This window comes from Salinivibrio sp. SS2, from assembly GCF_001722075.1.
Classification (GTDB): Bacteria; Pseudomonadota; Gammaproteobacteria; order Enterobacterales; family Vibrionaceae; genus Salinivibrio; species Salinivibrio proteolyticus.
Map to the genome: position 1 here is coordinate 1 of NZ_MEBP01000123.1, position 14,739 is coordinate 14,739.

Below are 14,739 nucleotides of genomic sequence, written 5' to 3' on the forward strand. Positions count from 1 at the left end.
ATACGCCACCCTAAGTAACTTGATAGGTCTGACTGAGTATTGGACTTCACGCTATTTTGCACGCTTACCCACCTATCAAGCCGAAACAGGTTCACTTGCGTTGTGTGCCTCTAACTTCCTATCGCTTCCTTCAGACCCTGCCGTTGGCCAGCAACGCCCTTGCGAGTCGGATTATCTTCCCCTCAGTCGGGGCGATTCAGGTTTCTTTCAACCTGACGGGTTTGCCAGCTTCGCTGGGCAAACAAAAAAAGCCAGTCAAAATATGACTGGCTTTCATACTGTTAGCATTAGTGGTACAGACCTAGCCCTCTGCCTTCGCTGCCTCAACCATGGCCTCTAGCTGCGGATAAGGTAAATAGCCCGGCGCGACTTGATCGCCAATGATCATCGCTGGCGTGCCACGCAGCCCCAGCTCAACAAAGGCTCGGTAGTTATCCGCCACCGCTTTTCCTGTTTCTTCTGGCGTTTTTAGCCATTGCTCGGTCTTGGTTTTCTTGGCGATTTTCTCTAGCGAGCGCGCATCATGCATACCACGTTTTTTCATCAGCAACTCATGAACTTGTGCAAAAGCCTCTGGCTGTTCTAGCCATACATTCATGGCATATACCGCAGAGTTGGTGCCCAGCTCATCAATGGTTTGTTGTTTAAGTGGCACGGCAATATTGATGACTTTGACATCATCATGCGCGGCCACCAGTTTTTGCAGTTCATCTTCCAACTTTTTACAGTACGGGCAGTTGTAGTCCATAAAGTTCACCACAGTGACGGCTGGGTTTTCGGCACCAATCCAACTATGGGTCTTAGACTCAAACCAGTCGCGACGTTTGGCAAGGTTCTGCTTAAACGTCTGCTGCTGCTCAACAAACTTCTGCAAACTCTGATTAAGGTTGGCAATTAGCTTGGGGTTATCTTCCAACAAGCTAACAATTTCATCCAGTTGCGCTTGCTGTGTATCGCTTAAATTCTTGGCACTAGCAGGCATGGCTAGCATCATGAGCGCTACACATGGCGCGATATAACGAGTGAAGGACATTGGGTTTCCTTTTTATTGATATAAATGCATTACAACAGTCTCAACCATAGGCCAAGGGGCGTGGTGAATCCGGTTGTAATTGAAGTAATTTTTCCTTGTTCGATCACCATCACGGTGGGCGTTACTTTCACTGAAAAGGCATTAGAAAGCGCCCCGCTTTGATCGTTCACCACAGGAAAATCATAACCATGATGAGCAAGGTATCCGGCCACATGTTTATCCGAGCCCGAGCGTAACGCGATCGAGACCACTTGCGCATGACCACTTAGCCAATCTACCGAGGGGGTCACAAAACGGCATACCCCACACCAACTTGCCCACACATAGACCAACACCGGCTCTTGTTGCGACATGGCAACCAAATCTTGTTGGCGACCATCTAGTAAACGCATCGATGTCACCGGCACCTGACTGGTATCGATATCACGGCTTCGCCACCAATCGACGGCAGTGCTCGATATCAATACAAACACGATGAGCCAGCACAGATCACGCGCACCGCGTTTGACCCGCTGACGCCATGACAGTTTCGTTTGAGTGGCCGTCATGGTGTTTTCGCCCGCTCAATCGCGGCCATCACCGCGTTATCGGTCAAAATCACCGGCAACGCGATCCCATCAGGTGCACCCGGACCATAGACAATATTGAACGGCACGCCATAGCGCTGGTGCTTTTGCAAATACTGCGTCACGGTATCACTCGGACGGGTCCAATCACCTTGCATCGTCACTACATTCGGCGCGGTAATCGCATCATAGACGGGCGACTGTAGCATCACCCCTACTTTGTTGGCATGGCAAGTAATACACCAATCGGCGGTCACATCGACAAACACCACTTGTCCCTGTTCGACGGCGCGCGTGATTGCCGCTTCATCAAGGCTTACCCAATCTGGTTCAGGATTGAGGGGCGTTGCCCAGTGCTGCGCGGTCAAGGACGCTCCTATCAGCCCAAGCACAATAATAACCAGCAACCCAGCCGAGCCTTGAATTGCTGCCAACTTGCCAAGGGTCCGATATGTCAGCCACACAGTAGCAACCAGCAACAATGTTCCTACTGCTATTGCACCTAAGACGCCAAGATAAGGCATCCATAACCAGAATAGCCACACTGTGGTGCCAGCCAGCAACAGCGCAAAGACCCGTTTGACATGGTTCATCCACGGGCCGGGTTTTGGCAATGCGCGAGTCAGCCCCGGGAAAGCGGCGACCAACAGCCACGGCAGCGCCATACCAATCGCTAGCGCGGTAAAAATCAGCCATAGTGCCGTCAAAGAGCCGCCCAGTGCGTACGCCACAGCCGTGCCAAGGAAAGGGGCCGAACACGGTGTGGCCAGTAAGGTCGCAAACACGCCTTGCACAAAATGACCACTGTGGGTGTGACCCCCGCGTGTTGCTAGCCACGTCTGCCAGCTTGAGGGCAAATCAATACGCAGCACGTCGAATAGGCTCAGGGCAAAGAGCCAAATCACCAGCGTCATGACCCCGATAAAGATCGGACTTTGAAACTGGATGCCCCAACCCACCGCTTGTCCTGTTAGCTTGAGCGCCATCAGTAATCCAGCAATCGCCCAGAAGGAGACGAGTATCCCAGCTGCTGAGGCCAAAAACTGGCCACGAATGACACCACGAGTGGCGTTAGGGTTCGCAACAATACTGTTGAGTTTGAGTCCCAGAACGGGGAGTACACAAGGCATCACATTCAAGATCAAACCGCCCAAGAGTGCAATCCCGCCAATCACCCAAATAGAAAGTCCCGCGTGTGCAACCACATGGCCTGCTCGTACCGTGATGCTATGCTCGGCAAGTAGCTGTTTATCCATGACGGTAACCTGAATCGGCTTGTCGGTAAGATTGGGGGGTTCAATCCAATTGGTTACATCAAAGGTCGCGGTCAGCGTATTGCCATCACGGTGGATACTCGGCAACCCAAAGGTGTCATCAATCACCGCCTCACCATCCACTAGGAGGTCAGGTTGCTGCCAAGCTTGGTTGCCCGTCACGGTGACGGCGAGCTGCTGTTTACTGGCATCCCAAACCGCAGAATCAAGCGTCACATTTGGGAGTGGCTTGGGCACCTGACTCATCGCTTGGTTAAACTGATACATCCGCTCGCCATCGGCCTCTAGTGCACTAGGCGTAAAGTCGAGCGAAATAGGATAGTCAGTGATCACACACACACTGGTACACGATGACAAGCGCAGCGTCGCATCCAGTGAAACCGGCTGTTGCCAGTGTTCAACATCCAATGTCAGAGGGAAAGCAACCTGCCCTTTATAGCCGAGCATGGTCAATCCGAGCTGCTCATAGCGCTTCGGCGCCGGCCAGTGCCAAGTAATCTGGTTCAGGTTTTGGCTGTCATTGATAATCAATTCGGGAGCCACGCCCCCTTCGCCGGGCGAGCGCCAGTATGTTTTCCAATCACCTTGCAAGCGGATAGAAAGTAAACCATCGAGGCGTAGTGTGTCTGGACGCCCTTGCCCAGTTAACGCTAAACGTGCCGTCACCGGCGGATGATCAGGATTGCTGAGCCAGCCGGTATCTGGGGCATTCGCTCGTGCAAGTGGAGTGAGTAGTAGTAAGCACAAAGACAACAACGGCAGCAAGACCCAAGCTGGCCAAGCGCGACCTTGTTTAACAGTGTGCCAATAGTCATTGATTCGATTCATAAGTCTGTTCCTTGTTAAGAATAAATACGCCATTTCAAAAACAGGCGCTTTATTCTCGGAACACACAAAAACAAAGGTGCCGTCGCCGATAGGTGGGTGGGTCGTGAGTGGGTAAGGTAATCGATACGCTCACCGTCGCCATGACCGCAAGTAATACAATCAGCCACCAAAGTGGCGCGGGAAGCCAATCGAGCGTCAACGCGGTAGGCTGAACCAGCTGCTCAGACAGGGCACATTTTTTCCCAACCGCACTCGCATCATCACTTTGGTCTTGCATAGTCAATGCTTGGCAAGCGGCTTGCACACCTGATTGCCAACTCAGTTGGTTTTGCAAGGCGCACACTGCCAGAACCCATATCGCTACCGCGAGGGCCCAGCCAGCTTTAGAACGACGTGCATACTCTTGCATTCCACCTCCTGTCGAGTTGGCGATCATTATGCCCAACAACAGAAAATAAACAATGGGTTATCCGCGAAGAACCATCGCCTTACGCCGTGGCTTGCATGTCGATACAGTGCCGTCTTAACAAAAAAGGCATTTCCAGCCGAGTGGAAGAATTTGAGTGCGGCTAGAGTGACCCTACTTAAGCGTTGACCTATCTCTACATAGCGCTACTTTCATTGTAAGGGGCCATTTTGTTTCGTCGGTACCCGAATAGCATGGATAAACTAATAAAAGCGGTTATCGATTCTGCGAAGAAAACACTAGCCCAAATTCCGTCTTGAGGAAACACCTTTGGCAACAGCACCACACCGATTGCAACAAACACGAATCCCCTACTTAACGAAATGAATGTTGCTTGTTTGGGTTTAGCAATTGCTTGGAAAAAGTTGCCGATAACTATGTTGAATCCCATCAGAGGCACACCCCAAAAGTAGAACATTAATGCACTTGCTGCGATTGGTATTAAGTCATGAGCGTCGCCCAAATAAAATGACGCAATCATAGGTGCAGTAAGCCATATTCCTAGTAAAAAAACGATACCGCTTCCTATTGCGGCCTTCATACCCAGCTTGAGGGTCTCATCAATTCGTTCTGAGCGTGCCGCCCCGTGGTTAAAGCTAATAATAGGTTGGCAAGCCTGCGCGATTCCTACCATCACAAACAGTGCAAATACGCCAACATTGGTTGTCAGACCGTAAGCAATAATGTAATTGTCGCCAAACTGTGCCAGTAGCACATAGTTGAACAGCACAATGGTCATAGCAGTCGTCAGTTCGATAAAAAAAGTAGGCGAGCCAAGACCCATGATCTCCTTTGCTCTATTTAAACCGATACCTTTGAGGTTGGGCTTCAAAGATCCTTGTTTTCGAAAAATGTGAGTCATTAGGATCAGTACGATAAGTGTTTGCGCGATGGCTGTGCCGTATGCGGCACCTTTCATACCAATGTCAAAGATCATAATAAAGAGATAATCAAGCAACAAATTGACGATTGCTCCAATGGACATAGCATAAGTTGCAAGTTTGGGATTGGTATCATTGCGAATAAAACTCGACAATACCCACGCGAGCGAGTAAACCACAAAAAACGGCAGCATAACCGACATATAATCGTGTGCCAACAAAGCGATGTTACCTGATGCGCCAATGAAGTTAAGTAGCTCATCTAACCAAATGAACGAACCTATAGCGACCAAAGAAGAGAGCGTGAGAATGAGCAAGATGGATTGACTAAACCAGATCTGATTTGACTCTGTGCTTCCCTTACCTGTTTCTATCGACATTTTGGCAGCACCGCCAACGCCGACCATCATCGCAATAGCGGTAAAAATTGAAAAGTGGGGTGTGATGAGCGCGATTGCCCCTAACCCATCAGAGCCAACACCAAGTCCGATAACCAAAGCATCGCTCATGATAAACAGTGACTTGATAAGCATGCCCGTAAGAGCAGGCCATAGGTATTGATAAAAGGATTTTGAAATAGGATCGTTTTTGAGATTAATAGCCATAAGGAGTCAGTAAAACCCGATTTTAGTAAATAGAATTACGGGTATTATCGAAACACAAAGACAGATAAAAAATGGACGATTCCCCTATAGTGCAGCACTATCTGAACATCTTAGCCGGAATTCTTTGGGTGACTCATTCATTTGCTTGCGATAGAAACGGCTGAAATAGGCAGGGTCTTCAAAGCCCATCTCAAGAGCTATGGTTTTGATCGTTTTCGTGGAGAACGCCAGATCGCGGCTAGCTTCAAGCATAATGCGGCTGTGAATCAATTGCGTGACAGTTTTGCCTCGTTCGCTTTTCACAATTTCATTAAGGCGCTTACTTGTAAGAGAAAGTTTAGATGCATAAAACTCACATTTCCGTTCTTCTTTAAAATGCAGCTCAATAAGCTCCATCAATTTCCGAACACGTGTATCTCGCTTTTCCCTTCCCTTAGTTGAAGCCTTAGCGTGACGAGACAGGTAGCGTAAAAAGCCGTTAGTGAGTGATTCCATCAAATCCCAATCACAAGGCTTTTCACTATGATCACACTCCTCTTTCAACATAGTAAACAGCGGCTCCAGATATTTGACGGCTTGTTTATCACAATCGATATAGGGTGAACGATCACCGTAAGTGGAGAAGATAGTACTGATAAGTTGGTTGCTACGTCGATCCGTCCCTACAAACTCAGGAGAAAACAACAATAGACGGACATTGTCACCCATAAATTTGGATAAGTGCACTTGACCTGGCGCGATAGTGAAAAAACGATTAGAGCGGTTTTCATATTCAACAAAATCTATACTTTGTGTGCCTCTGTCCTCTTGGCACCAAACCAGTTCCCAATAATCATGACGATGAGGGAGTAGAAACGGACCTTCTTGTTCGCTGGAGATCTCTATTGCTCGACAAAACTGATTAGCTGATAGTTGAACGTGGGGAATATGTCTTTTTGTATTCATCAAATGTCGGCTCGGGCCCTTTTGTCAAAACTGTCCAATCTTATACTGCATATTTCCATTAATATATATCGTCATCTACTCTGAAAAAATACTCAATGTTACGCCTTACAATAATGAGTATTTGGAAGATATAGAATTAAAGAAGATACTTATACCACAACATGTTCAGCTCATGGGCAGGATGAATCGAGGGTTTTGTTTGTGGCTTTTGGTGCAAGCATAAGCTGCACCGTTCTAACTATGGTAACAATGATGGACTCACTGAGGCTCATGGCTCGCTTGTCAACGTTCACACTAGTTTGTGGGATATCCTTTTCCCTATCATCTGCGCTTTCTGGTCAGGATAACTGACTTACAGCCCAAAATGTTGACAAACATTCATGAACCATAGGCTTGATCAAGTCATAGAGTTAGTTGCTTCATAACCCATTGGTCATTATTAAGTGTTACTATCGAGCAGGATGATTCAAAATATGATCTTCCCAATCAATCACATCGATTTCGTATACCACGCTGTCTTTGACCGAAATCCCTGCTTGGTGCATTGCCGTTTTTGAGCCAGTGATAAGAGGATGCCACTCAGGCAGCGGTTTATTCTCCGCCAACAAGCGGTATGCGCAAGTCTCTGGCAACCAATAGAATTCATCTATTTTATCGCGGGTAAGCTTGAGGCATGACTCTTCATAAGAAAAGCGATTGGGATAGTCTTTGCATGAGCACGTTTTATCATCGAGCAGACTACACGCCACGTTGGTGTAGTAGAGCTCGTCGGTCTCTTCGTCGATCAGCTTATGTAAACAGCAACGGCCACAACCGTCACATAAAGCTTCCCACTCCTCGTCGCTCATTTGCGCCAAGGTTTTTTGTTGCCAAAAAGGCGTGCTCATGATGTGTACTCTCTTATATTTTTCCGCTTTGTGGCGGTAACGACATTGCGCCGCTGTTATAACCATCATAGCGGTAAAGTGCAAGCGACCTTCCCTTCCCGACTTGGCGACAACCAACGTCAATGGTAGAGTGCCTGCCCGTTTTTCTCCGATACCGAGGTTTTATGCCCACTACGCCGACATTCTCGTGCCGTTTAGGCTGCGGCGCGTGTTGTATTGCCCCGAGTATTTCCTCTCCAATACCCGGTATGCCTGACGGTAAACCCGCTGGAACACGATGTGTCCAACTCGACGAGCATAATTTATGTAAACTGTTTGGTCGTCCTGAGCGACCTGAGGTGTGTAGTGCCTTTAGCGCTGACAAAGACGTGTGCGGTGAGAGTACCCAACAAGCGTTAGATAACTTAATTTACCTTGAGGCGGCAACATAAAAAACGCCAGCCCAGTGATGAGCTAGCGTTATTGTAGCGAAACGCGTGTTCTCGCTTTAGCTTTGAATACCTACGATCAACCAAGGTGCATTGGACTGGGTCAAATCACGCTCCAGATGCCAAATATCCGAGATATCTTCTTCTACACCCTCGACACGATCACAGAAACGACCGGTGAATTTCAAACTCAGTTGGGCAGTGCAACTGTCGTAATCGGCACGCACAATCTCAGCATCCACATACATCACTTCGGTGTGTTGCTCCCCGCCTAATCGCGCACGTTCGGCGGCTAAGTCGTTATACAGCGCTGGCGTCACGTACTCTTGGATTTTCTCCAGTTCGTTATGGTTCCAAGCGCCTTGCAAAATACGGTAGTGTTCGCGCGCGCCACTCAAAAAGCTTTGCATGTCGAATTGTGGCGGGAAGTTAAAGGGGACATCGGTTTGTGTTTCCCCGAAACCACCCGACGTCGCGCTGGTGTCTGTAGCATTGTTACGAAACGCTGAGGGCTGTTCGTGATAATAGCCTTTGTTTTGTCCCGCGTAAGCTGGCCCTTGCGCCTGAGCACTGGCTTTGGCCTGTGTCATGCCTCGCAAGAACTTCATAATCAGGTAGGCAATTAAACCAAGGATTAAGATATCCATAAATTGGATACCCTCAAAGGCACCACCAAAAAAGGCCGCCAACAAACCACCGGCGAGTAAGCCGCCGAGTAAACCACCCATCAAGCCTTTTTTACTGCTGCTTTTGGTCGGGCTTTGTTTGATGGTGTTGGTATCGGTTGTTTTTTGCTTAGGGGCGGGGGCGGTTTTAAAGCTTTTGCCAAATGACTTACCGCCACCAAAGCGCTTGGCTTCTGCGTAAGGCGCTGAAACAACGAAGACAAACATCAACGCTGCGACAGAGAGTAATTTTTTCATGATTGCTTCATCTGTGGTTTATGACTGATGTCATGCTAGAGTGTCTGGAAGTGAAGTCAATCCTATGACTGACATTAATTGTTACCAAACGTCACCACCGGATTCGGGAACCATCGCGAAGTTTGGCGCACTCAAGGAACCATTTACGCTGTCACGACTCCAAGCTCACAACGCATTTATTTACATTGATAGGACTGGACCATGAATGATACCCACAGCAAGTTTATCGGTTATCTGCTTTGGATCTTTGGCTTTCTTGGCGCACACCGTTTTTACTATGGTAAACCTGTCACTGGGACGCTCTGGTTTTTTACCTTCGGCCTGCTCGGGATTGGCTGGATTATCGATCTCTTCTTGATCCCGCTAATGGATAAGGAAGCGGATCTACGTTTTCGTAGCGGACAAACCAATTTCACCGTTGCTTGGCTACTGCTGACCTTTTTAGGTGTCTTTGGGGTCCACCGTATGTACATGGGGAAATGGATCACTGGAGTCATTTACCTGTTTACGGGCGGTTTCTTCTTACTCGGCGTGCTATATGATTTTTGGACGTTGAATGATCAAGTCTCAATAAAAAACAGCCAAAAATTTGCCTAACGCCACTATCGACTGGCTGTAATCAATAACCGTTATTTCCTGCTGACAAAGCCAATACCGGGTGTGAACACTGATTGCCAATCGCATAACCTAATGATGCGCAACCCGTTTAAAGGTTGCGCACTCGCCTCGCCTTGCTAGTATAAGTCGCTTATTGCACCGCTAAACGGACCGATGTACTCATGAGCCAACAGTTTCAGCTTCTACGCGAGCGACGCTTTCTGCCCTATTTCATCACACAGGCGTTAGGGGCCTTTAACGATAACGTTTATAAAAACGTGTTGGTGATCATGGTCGCATTTGCTTCCGCCGAGCAATTGCCAATGGATGCAACTCTGTTTATTAATGCCGCGGCGGGGCTATTTATTCTGCCTTTTTTCCTGTTTTCTGCCTTTGCCGGTGAACTTGCCGACAAATACGACAAAGCCCTTATCATGCGGCGCGTGAAATGGCTGGAAGTCGTAATTATGTCGAGCGCCGCGATTGCCTTGTATTACGAATCATGGACAGTGCTGCTAGGATTATTGTTTATGATGGGCACCCAGTCCGCCTTTTTTGGCCCGGTAAAATACGCTCTGCTACCACAAACCTTGAGCGATAAAGAACTGGTCTCGGGCAATGCGCTCGTCGAAACCGGCACGTTTTTATCTATTCTACTCGGGACCTTACTCGCCGGATTTATCGCTCATCACCCACATGCCAATGTGGTTGCCGGCGCCGCGGTATTAGCCTTTGCACTGCTGGGCGTGCTATCGGCACATGCGATCCCTCCCGCGCCTGCCGGTAATCCAACCCTCAATCTGCGCTATAAACCCATCGCACTGATGAAACAAACCTTGCGTTTTGCACGCCAAGACAAAGTGACCTTACAGGCCATTTTAGGTATCAGCTGGTTTTGGTTTCTTGGTGCAAGCTACCTGACCCAATTTCCTAAATACACCGCCTTGCTGGGCGGGATTGAAACCGGCGTTTCCTTCTTACTGACTCTATTTTCAATCGGTATCGCGGTGGGCGCGCTGCTGTGTGACAAGCTGTCCGGCCACCGTATCGAGCCCGGTATCGTCCCCTTGGGAAGCCTTGGGCTTACCGGCTTTGGGTTGCATTTATTTTTTGCCACGCCCGCCAGCCCAACTGTGCACAGCGATTTAATCGCCTTTGTGACCGATCCGGCACTGACGTGGGTGTTTATCGATTTATTGATGATTGGCGTGTTCGGTGGGATCTTTATTGTTCCCTTGTATAGCTTGATGCAACAGCGCGCCGATAAAGCCGCGCGTGCACGCGTTATTGCCGCCAACAATATCTTCAATGCGTTGTTTATGGTGGCAAGTGCCATTCTTGGCATCACCCTCTTGGTGGTGATCAAAATCTCCATTGCCGAGTTTTTCCTGTTACTGACAGTGCTCAATTTATTGGTGGCTATCTATGTCAGTCAGTTGGTGCCGATTTTTGCACTGCGCTTTTTTACGTGGATGATCACGCACACCTTGTATCGGGTGAAGCATAAAGATTTACACCATATTCCCGAACAAGGGGGAGCCTTACTGATTTGTAATCATGTCAGCTACATGGACGCGCTTTTGCTGGCGGGTGCTTGTCATCGTCCGATTCGCTTTGTGATGTTTGAAGACTTGTACAAATTACCCGTGCTGCATTGGTTTTTCCGCACCTCAAAAGTGATCCCCATCAGTCACCGAGGACGCACCATTCGCGCCGCGATGAATGAGATCCAACGCGCGTTAGATAATGGCGAAGTGGTGTTGATTTTCCCAGAAGGGCACCTGACCTTTGATGGTGAAATAGACCAGTTCCGCCGTGGCATGGATATGATTCTGCAGCGTTCACCGGTCCCTGTTGTACCCATGGCACTGCAAGGCTTATGGGGCAGTTATTTTAGCCGACATGGCGGCAAGGCCATGTTAAAACTGCCAAAACGCTTTTGGTCAAAGGTGACTGTGGTGGCCGGCCCCGCCGTGGAGCCGGAAAAAGCCACCTCCGCGTATATGCGCGACGAGGTGATTCGCTTACGTGCCGACCGGCCTTAGTGTTCGATTTGCTGGCTTGCCCATTGGGCAAGCTGCAAACGTGACGGCTTGATACTGGCACCCTGCTCTAATATCGGCCACGGCAAAAAAGCAATGGGACGTTGATAAGGCGCTAGCGAATGACAATGCGCCGTTAATTGCGCCTGATCCAGTTGCGCTGTGCTTTGCACTATCGCCACTGGACGCGCGCCAAATTCATGGTCAATAACCGGGACAACCACGACTTGGCTGATCTCGTCTCGTTGGAGTAAGTGATTTTCAATACGCTCAGGCTGAACATTTTCTCCACCGCAGATAAACTGATTATCCTTACGCCCGATAATGCGCAACACAGATCGCTGGCGGCGCGTCTCCCATCTCGCCAGATCCCGGGAGCCTAAGCCTTGTTCTGCCGAAAGCGCCTTTAACCGTCCCGCTTGCCAATATCCTAACGCGAGCGTGTCGCCACGATGAATCACTTCACCATCGCTCGCCAGCGCAACGGCGCGATACGGCAAAGGCTCACCGACATCGTCATGGCCATCGGCGCGCTTTAACGTGACGGTCGATGCGGTTTCTGTCATGCCATAGCCACACCAACAAGCAATGCCCTGTTGCTCAGCTAGTTGTGTCAATCGTGCGGGAATCACTGCACCGCCCAGTAATACATGCTTAAGTCGAGAAGGTGCTTGCCTCGCGGCCAACCAAGGTAAGGCGCGATAGAGTTGTGTGGGCACCAAGGAGGCGTGTGTCACCCGAGTCAGTGATTCGGGTAAAGCTTCTCCCTGACAAGGGAAAATGGAGAGGGTGGCACCTTTGAATAACCAGCGCCACACAATAGCCAGCCCCGACACATGAAAAAGCGGCAACGATAACAACCAACTATCGGTGCTACTGCTCGGCCTCTCCTCGTACTCAGACAGCCCTTGATACGGCAGCATCTGGGTTAAACCTGCCGCACTGGCAAGGTGTTGATGCGCGGCATGTACCACGGCTTTGGGCTTTCCTGTTGATCCCGATGTCAGCGTCATGGTGAGCGGTTGCCGTGGTTGCCAAGACGCTATCGATATCGCGTCGGCTCCCCTTGCCTCATTTTGAGCGCGGTCCAGCCATTGAAATTCGCCAAGTTCAGCCAACACGGCGGCTTTCACGTCGTCACTTAAAGCATGATTGAGCACTAAGGTGATCTTGCCTGCTTGCCATGCAGCAAGCAGGCCCACCACTAAGCGCTGGGGAGCAAGACGACTGTCGAACACCACCACTGGCGCGGCATTAAACTGCGTTTGCTGACGGTCCACATCCGCCACCAGCGCCTGCCATGTCAGTGAGGTGTCACTCTCGATGGCAAGCGAGTCTGGCGCACAGTCAGCCCAGTGCCGCCACGGCCATACCTTAAATCCGAACGCCGAGGCCGTCACAATGTATTCACCCAGATAAGGGGCTGGTCATGTAGGGGCGCTAATGGCTGCGGCGCACCCGGCCACGTACGATCAAGTTGATGAGCAAAGATACTCAGGGTATCAAGCCCAGGAACCACATCAGGCGTTAACCAGGTGGCAAAGCGTGATAGCTGTGTGAGTCCAAGGCTTGATTCTAGCGCAGCACTGATCACAGCCTGCTTGCCAAGCGTTTTCGCGCTATCAATCCAGCTTGTCAGTGACGCAAGATCGCCCATCAAGGTGGGCTTGAGTACCCACACTGAAGCGTATTCACTTTCAATCAATTCACTGTCATCGTGATCACGCAATGTCTCATCCCAAGCGAGAGGAAAGCCCAGCTGTTGCGCACAGCGCAGTGATTGCAAGGGGTCGGCACAGGGCTCTTCAATCCAGCTAATCCGCTGTTGATGTGCCTCACTCAAACCTTGCCAAAACTGGCTTAGCTGCTCTGGCCGCCAACGCCGATTGGCATCCAGTCGCAAGGTTAATGTCGGAATCGCCTCCAGTAAGGTCGTGACCATCAACCGATCGCGCGCCACCTCATATTCGCCTACTTTTACCTTGGCTTGCGGTGATGGCGTTTGACTTGGTCCACTCAAGGCTTGTAAGAGCGCATCAGGATCGCCCGTACAGACAGGCACAGTCGCAAACGTCGCCTCCGTCGGTAGCTTTTGCTCCAACTCCGCTTGCGCCACACTCACTCCCCATGCGACTGAGGGCGGTAATTGCGTCATCGCCACATGGCGGTGATCACACCATGCCGCGGTAGCGGCAATCAACGCATGGCGTGCTTGTGCAAAGCTCTCTTGGCTAAACCCCGGCAGAGGCGCCACTTCGCCCCAGCCGCGACGTGCGCCTTCGCTCAGCTCAACCACTAACCCTTCCCGCTCAGCCAGTCGCTGGTCGCGCACAAATACGCCCGACTGGATCGGTAACCTATAGTGGTAGATCCGTGCCTGCCTCATACTCACCTCATGGATTGCGTGGGAAACGATTGAACGCCGGACGGCGCTTCTCGTTGAACGCATTGCGCCCTTCTTGCCCTTCTTCGGTCATATAGAACATCATGGTTGCGTTCCCTGCCAACTCCTGCAACCCAGCTTGTCCGTCACAGTCAGCATTCAACGCAGCTTTTAAGCAACGCAGTGCCATCGGGCTGTGCTGCAGCACTTCACGACACCAGCGCACGGTTTCGCGCTCCAAGTCGGCAAGTGGCACCACGGTGTTTACTAGTCCCATATCCAACGCTTCTTGCGCGTTATAGAACCGACATAGGAACCAAATTTCACGCGCTTTCTTTTGACCCACAATGCGAGCCATGTACGAGGCGCCCCAGCCACCATCAAAGCTGCCCACTTTGGGCCCGGTTTGGCCGAATTGGGCGTTATCGGCCGCGATGGTCAGATCGCACATCATATGTAGCACGTGACCCCCACCCACAGCATAACCGGCCACGGCAGCAATCACAGGCTTTGGACAGGTACGGATCTGACGCTGAAAGTCCAGCACATTAAGATGATGGGTGCCTTCGTCGTCTTGATAGCCGCCGTAGTCACCACGGATGGATTGATCGCCTCCTGAACAAAAGGCTTTTTCGCCTAAACCGGTCAAGATGATCACTCCTACATCACTGTCGTAACGGGCATCAGCAAGCGCTTGCATCATTTCTTTGACAGTTTGGGGACGAAAGGCATTGCGAACTTGGGGGCGATTAATCGTAATACGCGCAATACCGTCTGCCGATTTATGATAAAGAATGTCGCTGAATGTCTGATCAGCCTCTACCCATTCAATGGGTGCATACAGTTCTTGTTCGGTTATACCCGGCGTAATAGCCATAGGA

Annotated in this window: 15 protein-coding genes; 4 read left to right on the top strand and 11 right to left on the bottom strand. The window is 50.2% G+C overall.

Annotated elements, in window-relative coordinates:
- A partial coding sequence (locus BGK46_RS17785; RefSeq protein WP_217492743.1) for a hypothetical protein occupies window positions 1-340 on the top strand: 340 nt, incomplete at its 5' end.
- Here BGK46_RS17785 and BGK46_RS14750 read toward each other — a convergent pair.
- The 7 genes from BGK46_RS14750 to BGK46_RS14780 all read right to left on the bottom strand — a co-directional run bounded on the left by BGK46_RS14750 (window position 302) and on the right by BGK46_RS14780 (window position 7,485).
- Window positions 302-1,033: a DsbA family protein gene (locus tag BGK46_RS14750; RefSeq protein WP_069590514.1), complete on the bottom strand. Its 732-nt coding sequence runs from the start codon at window positions 1,031-1,033 to the stop codon at window positions 302-304. The two genes, BGK46_RS17785 and BGK46_RS14750, sit on opposite strands and share 39 nt — an antisense overlap.
- Window positions 1,034-1,062: 29 nt before the next feature.
- Window positions 1,063-1,581 carry a protein disulfide oxidoreductase gene (locus tag BGK46_RS14755; RefSeq protein ID WP_069590516.1) on the bottom strand — a complete coding sequence of 173 codons (519 nt, stop codon included), beginning with the start codon at window positions 1,579-1,581 and terminating at the stop codon, window positions 1,063-1,065.
- Entirely contained in the window at window positions 1,578-3,701 is a 2,124-nt protein-coding gene (locus BGK46_RS14760; protein WP_069590518.1) for a protein-disulfide reductase DsbD family protein, read from the bottom strand. The genes BGK46_RS14755 and BGK46_RS14760 overlap by 4 nt, the downstream gene beginning before the upstream one ends.
- Window positions 3,702-3,750: 49 nt before the next feature.
- On the bottom strand, window positions 3,751-4,110 hold the full coding sequence (locus BGK46_RS14765; RefSeq protein ID WP_069590520.1) for a hypothetical protein: 360 nt from the start codon (window positions 4,108-4,110) through the stop codon (window positions 3,751-3,753).
- A gap of 193 nt (window positions 4,111-4,303) precedes the next feature.
- Entirely contained in the window at window positions 4,304-5,653 is a 1,350-nt protein-coding gene (locus BGK46_RS14770; RefSeq protein ID WP_069590522.1) for an MATE family efflux transporter, read from the bottom strand.
- A gap of 84 nt (window positions 5,654-5,737) precedes the next feature.
- Window positions 5,738-6,598, bottom strand: coding sequence for a helix-turn-helix domain-containing protein (locus BGK46_RS14775; protein WP_069590524.1), 861 nt, complete (start codon window positions 6,596-6,598; stop codon window positions 5,738-5,740).
- Window positions 6,599-7,047: 449 nt separating this feature from the next.
- Window positions 7,048-7,485, bottom strand: coding sequence for a YcgN family cysteine cluster protein (locus BGK46_RS14780; protein ID WP_069590526.1), 438 nt, complete (start codon window positions 7,483-7,485; stop codon window positions 7,048-7,050).
- A gap of 164 nt (window positions 7,486-7,649) precedes the next feature.
- Between BGK46_RS14780 and BGK46_RS17235 the strand changes: the two genes are divergently transcribed.
- Complete coding sequence (locus tag BGK46_RS17235) at window positions 7,650-7,916, top strand: YkgJ family cysteine cluster protein (RefSeq protein WP_084781516.1); 267 nt, start codon at window positions 7,650-7,652, stop codon at window positions 7,914-7,916.
- 56 nt (window positions 7,917-7,972) lie between these two features.
- Here BGK46_RS17235 and BGK46_RS14785 read toward each other — a convergent pair whose 3' ends face one another.
- Window positions 7,973-8,836: a Tim44 domain-containing protein gene (locus BGK46_RS14785; protein WP_069590528.1), complete on the bottom strand. Its 864-nt coding sequence runs from the start codon at window positions 8,834-8,836 to the stop codon at window positions 7,973-7,975.
- Between the two features lie 201 nt (window positions 8,837-9,037).
- Between BGK46_RS14785 and BGK46_RS14790 the strand changes: the two genes are divergently transcribed.
- Both BGK46_RS14790 and BGK46_RS14795 read left to right on the top strand, forming a co-directional pair.
- On the top strand, window positions 9,038-9,433 hold the full coding sequence (locus BGK46_RS14790) for an NINE protein (RefSeq protein ID WP_069590529.1): 396 nt from the start codon (window positions 9,038-9,040) through the stop codon (window positions 9,431-9,433).
- 182 nt (window positions 9,434-9,615) lie between these two features.
- A complete protein-coding gene (locus BGK46_RS14795; RefSeq protein ID WP_069590531.1) occupies window positions 9,616-11,478 on the top strand; it encodes an MFS transporter in 1,863 nt (620 codons plus the stop codon).
- On the opposite strand, the gene BGK46_RS14800 is transcribed toward BGK46_RS14795, so the two are convergent.
- The 3 genes from BGK46_RS14800 to menB are packed head-to-tail and all read right to left on the bottom strand — an operon-like array spanning window position 11,475 to window position 14,735.
- On the bottom strand, window positions 11,475-12,875 hold the full coding sequence (locus BGK46_RS14800) for an AMP-binding protein (protein WP_084781518.1): 1,401 nt from the start codon (window positions 12,873-12,875) through the stop codon (window positions 11,475-11,477). The genes BGK46_RS14795 and BGK46_RS14800 overlap by 4 nt on opposite strands.
- Window positions 12,872-13,861 carry an o-succinylbenzoate synthase gene (menC, locus tag BGK46_RS14805; RefSeq protein WP_069590535.1) on the bottom strand — a complete coding sequence of 330 codons (990 nt, stop codon included), beginning with the start codon at window positions 13,859-13,861 and terminating at the stop codon, window positions 12,872-12,874. Before menC ends, BGK46_RS14800 begins: the two co-directional genes overlap by 4 nt.
- A gap of 7 nt (window positions 13,862-13,868) precedes the next feature.
- Window positions 13,869-14,735, bottom strand: a complete 867-nt coding sequence (gene menB, locus BGK46_RS14810; RefSeq protein WP_069590537.1) for a 1,4-dihydroxy-2-naphthoyl-CoA synthase — start codon at window positions 14,733-14,735, stop codon at window positions 13,869-13,871.
- Window positions 14,736-14,739 lie beyond the last annotated feature (4 nt).

Coding starts and splice junctions, on each gene's coding strand:
- BGK46_RS14755 (WP_069590516.1), bottom strand. CDS start 1,581: ATGACGGCCACTCAAACGAAACTGTCATGGCGTCAGCGGGTCAAACGC.
- BGK46_RS14765 (WP_069590520.1), bottom strand. CDS start 4,110: ATGCAAGAGTATGCACGTCGTTCTAAAGCTGGCTGGGCCCTCGCGGTA.
- BGK46_RS14750 (WP_069590514.1), bottom strand. CDS start 1,033: ATGTCCTTCACTCGTTATATCGCGCCATGTGTAGCGCTCATGATGCTA.
- menC (WP_069590535.1), bottom strand. CDS start 13,861: ATGAGGCAGGCACGGATCTACCACTATAGGTTACCGATCCAGTCGGGC.
- BGK46_RS14795 (WP_069590531.1), top strand. CDS start 9,616: ATGAGCCAACAGTTTCAGCTTCTACGCGAGCGACGCTTTCTGCCCTAT.
- BGK46_RS14790 (WP_069590529.1), top strand. CDS start 9,038: ATGAATGATACCCACAGCAAGTTTATCGGTTATCTGCTTTGGATCTTT.
- BGK46_RS14760 (WP_069590518.1), bottom strand. CDS start 3,701: ATGAATCGAATCAATGACTATTGGCACACTGTTAAACAAGGTCGCGCT.
- BGK46_RS14785 (WP_069590528.1), bottom strand. CDS start 8,836: ATGAAAAAATTACTCTCTGTCGCAGCGTTGATGTTTGTCTTCGTTGTT.
- BGK46_RS14770 (WP_069590522.1), bottom strand. CDS start 5,653: ATGGCTATTAATCTCAAAAACGATCCTATTTCAAAATCCTTTTATCAA.
- BGK46_RS14780 (WP_069590526.1), bottom strand. CDS start 7,485: ATGAGCACGCCTTTTTGGCAACAAAAAACCTTGGCGCAAATGAGCGAC.
- BGK46_RS17235 (WP_084781516.1), top strand. CDS start 7,650: ATGCCCACTACGCCGACATTCTCGTGCCGTTTAGGCTGCGGCGCGTGT.
- menB (WP_069590537.1), bottom strand. CDS start 14,735: ATGGCTATTACGCCGGGTATAACCGAACAAGAACTGTATGCACCCATT.
- BGK46_RS14775 (WP_069590524.1), bottom strand. CDS start 6,598: ATGAATACAAAAAGACATATTCCCCACGTTCAACTATCAGCTAATCAG.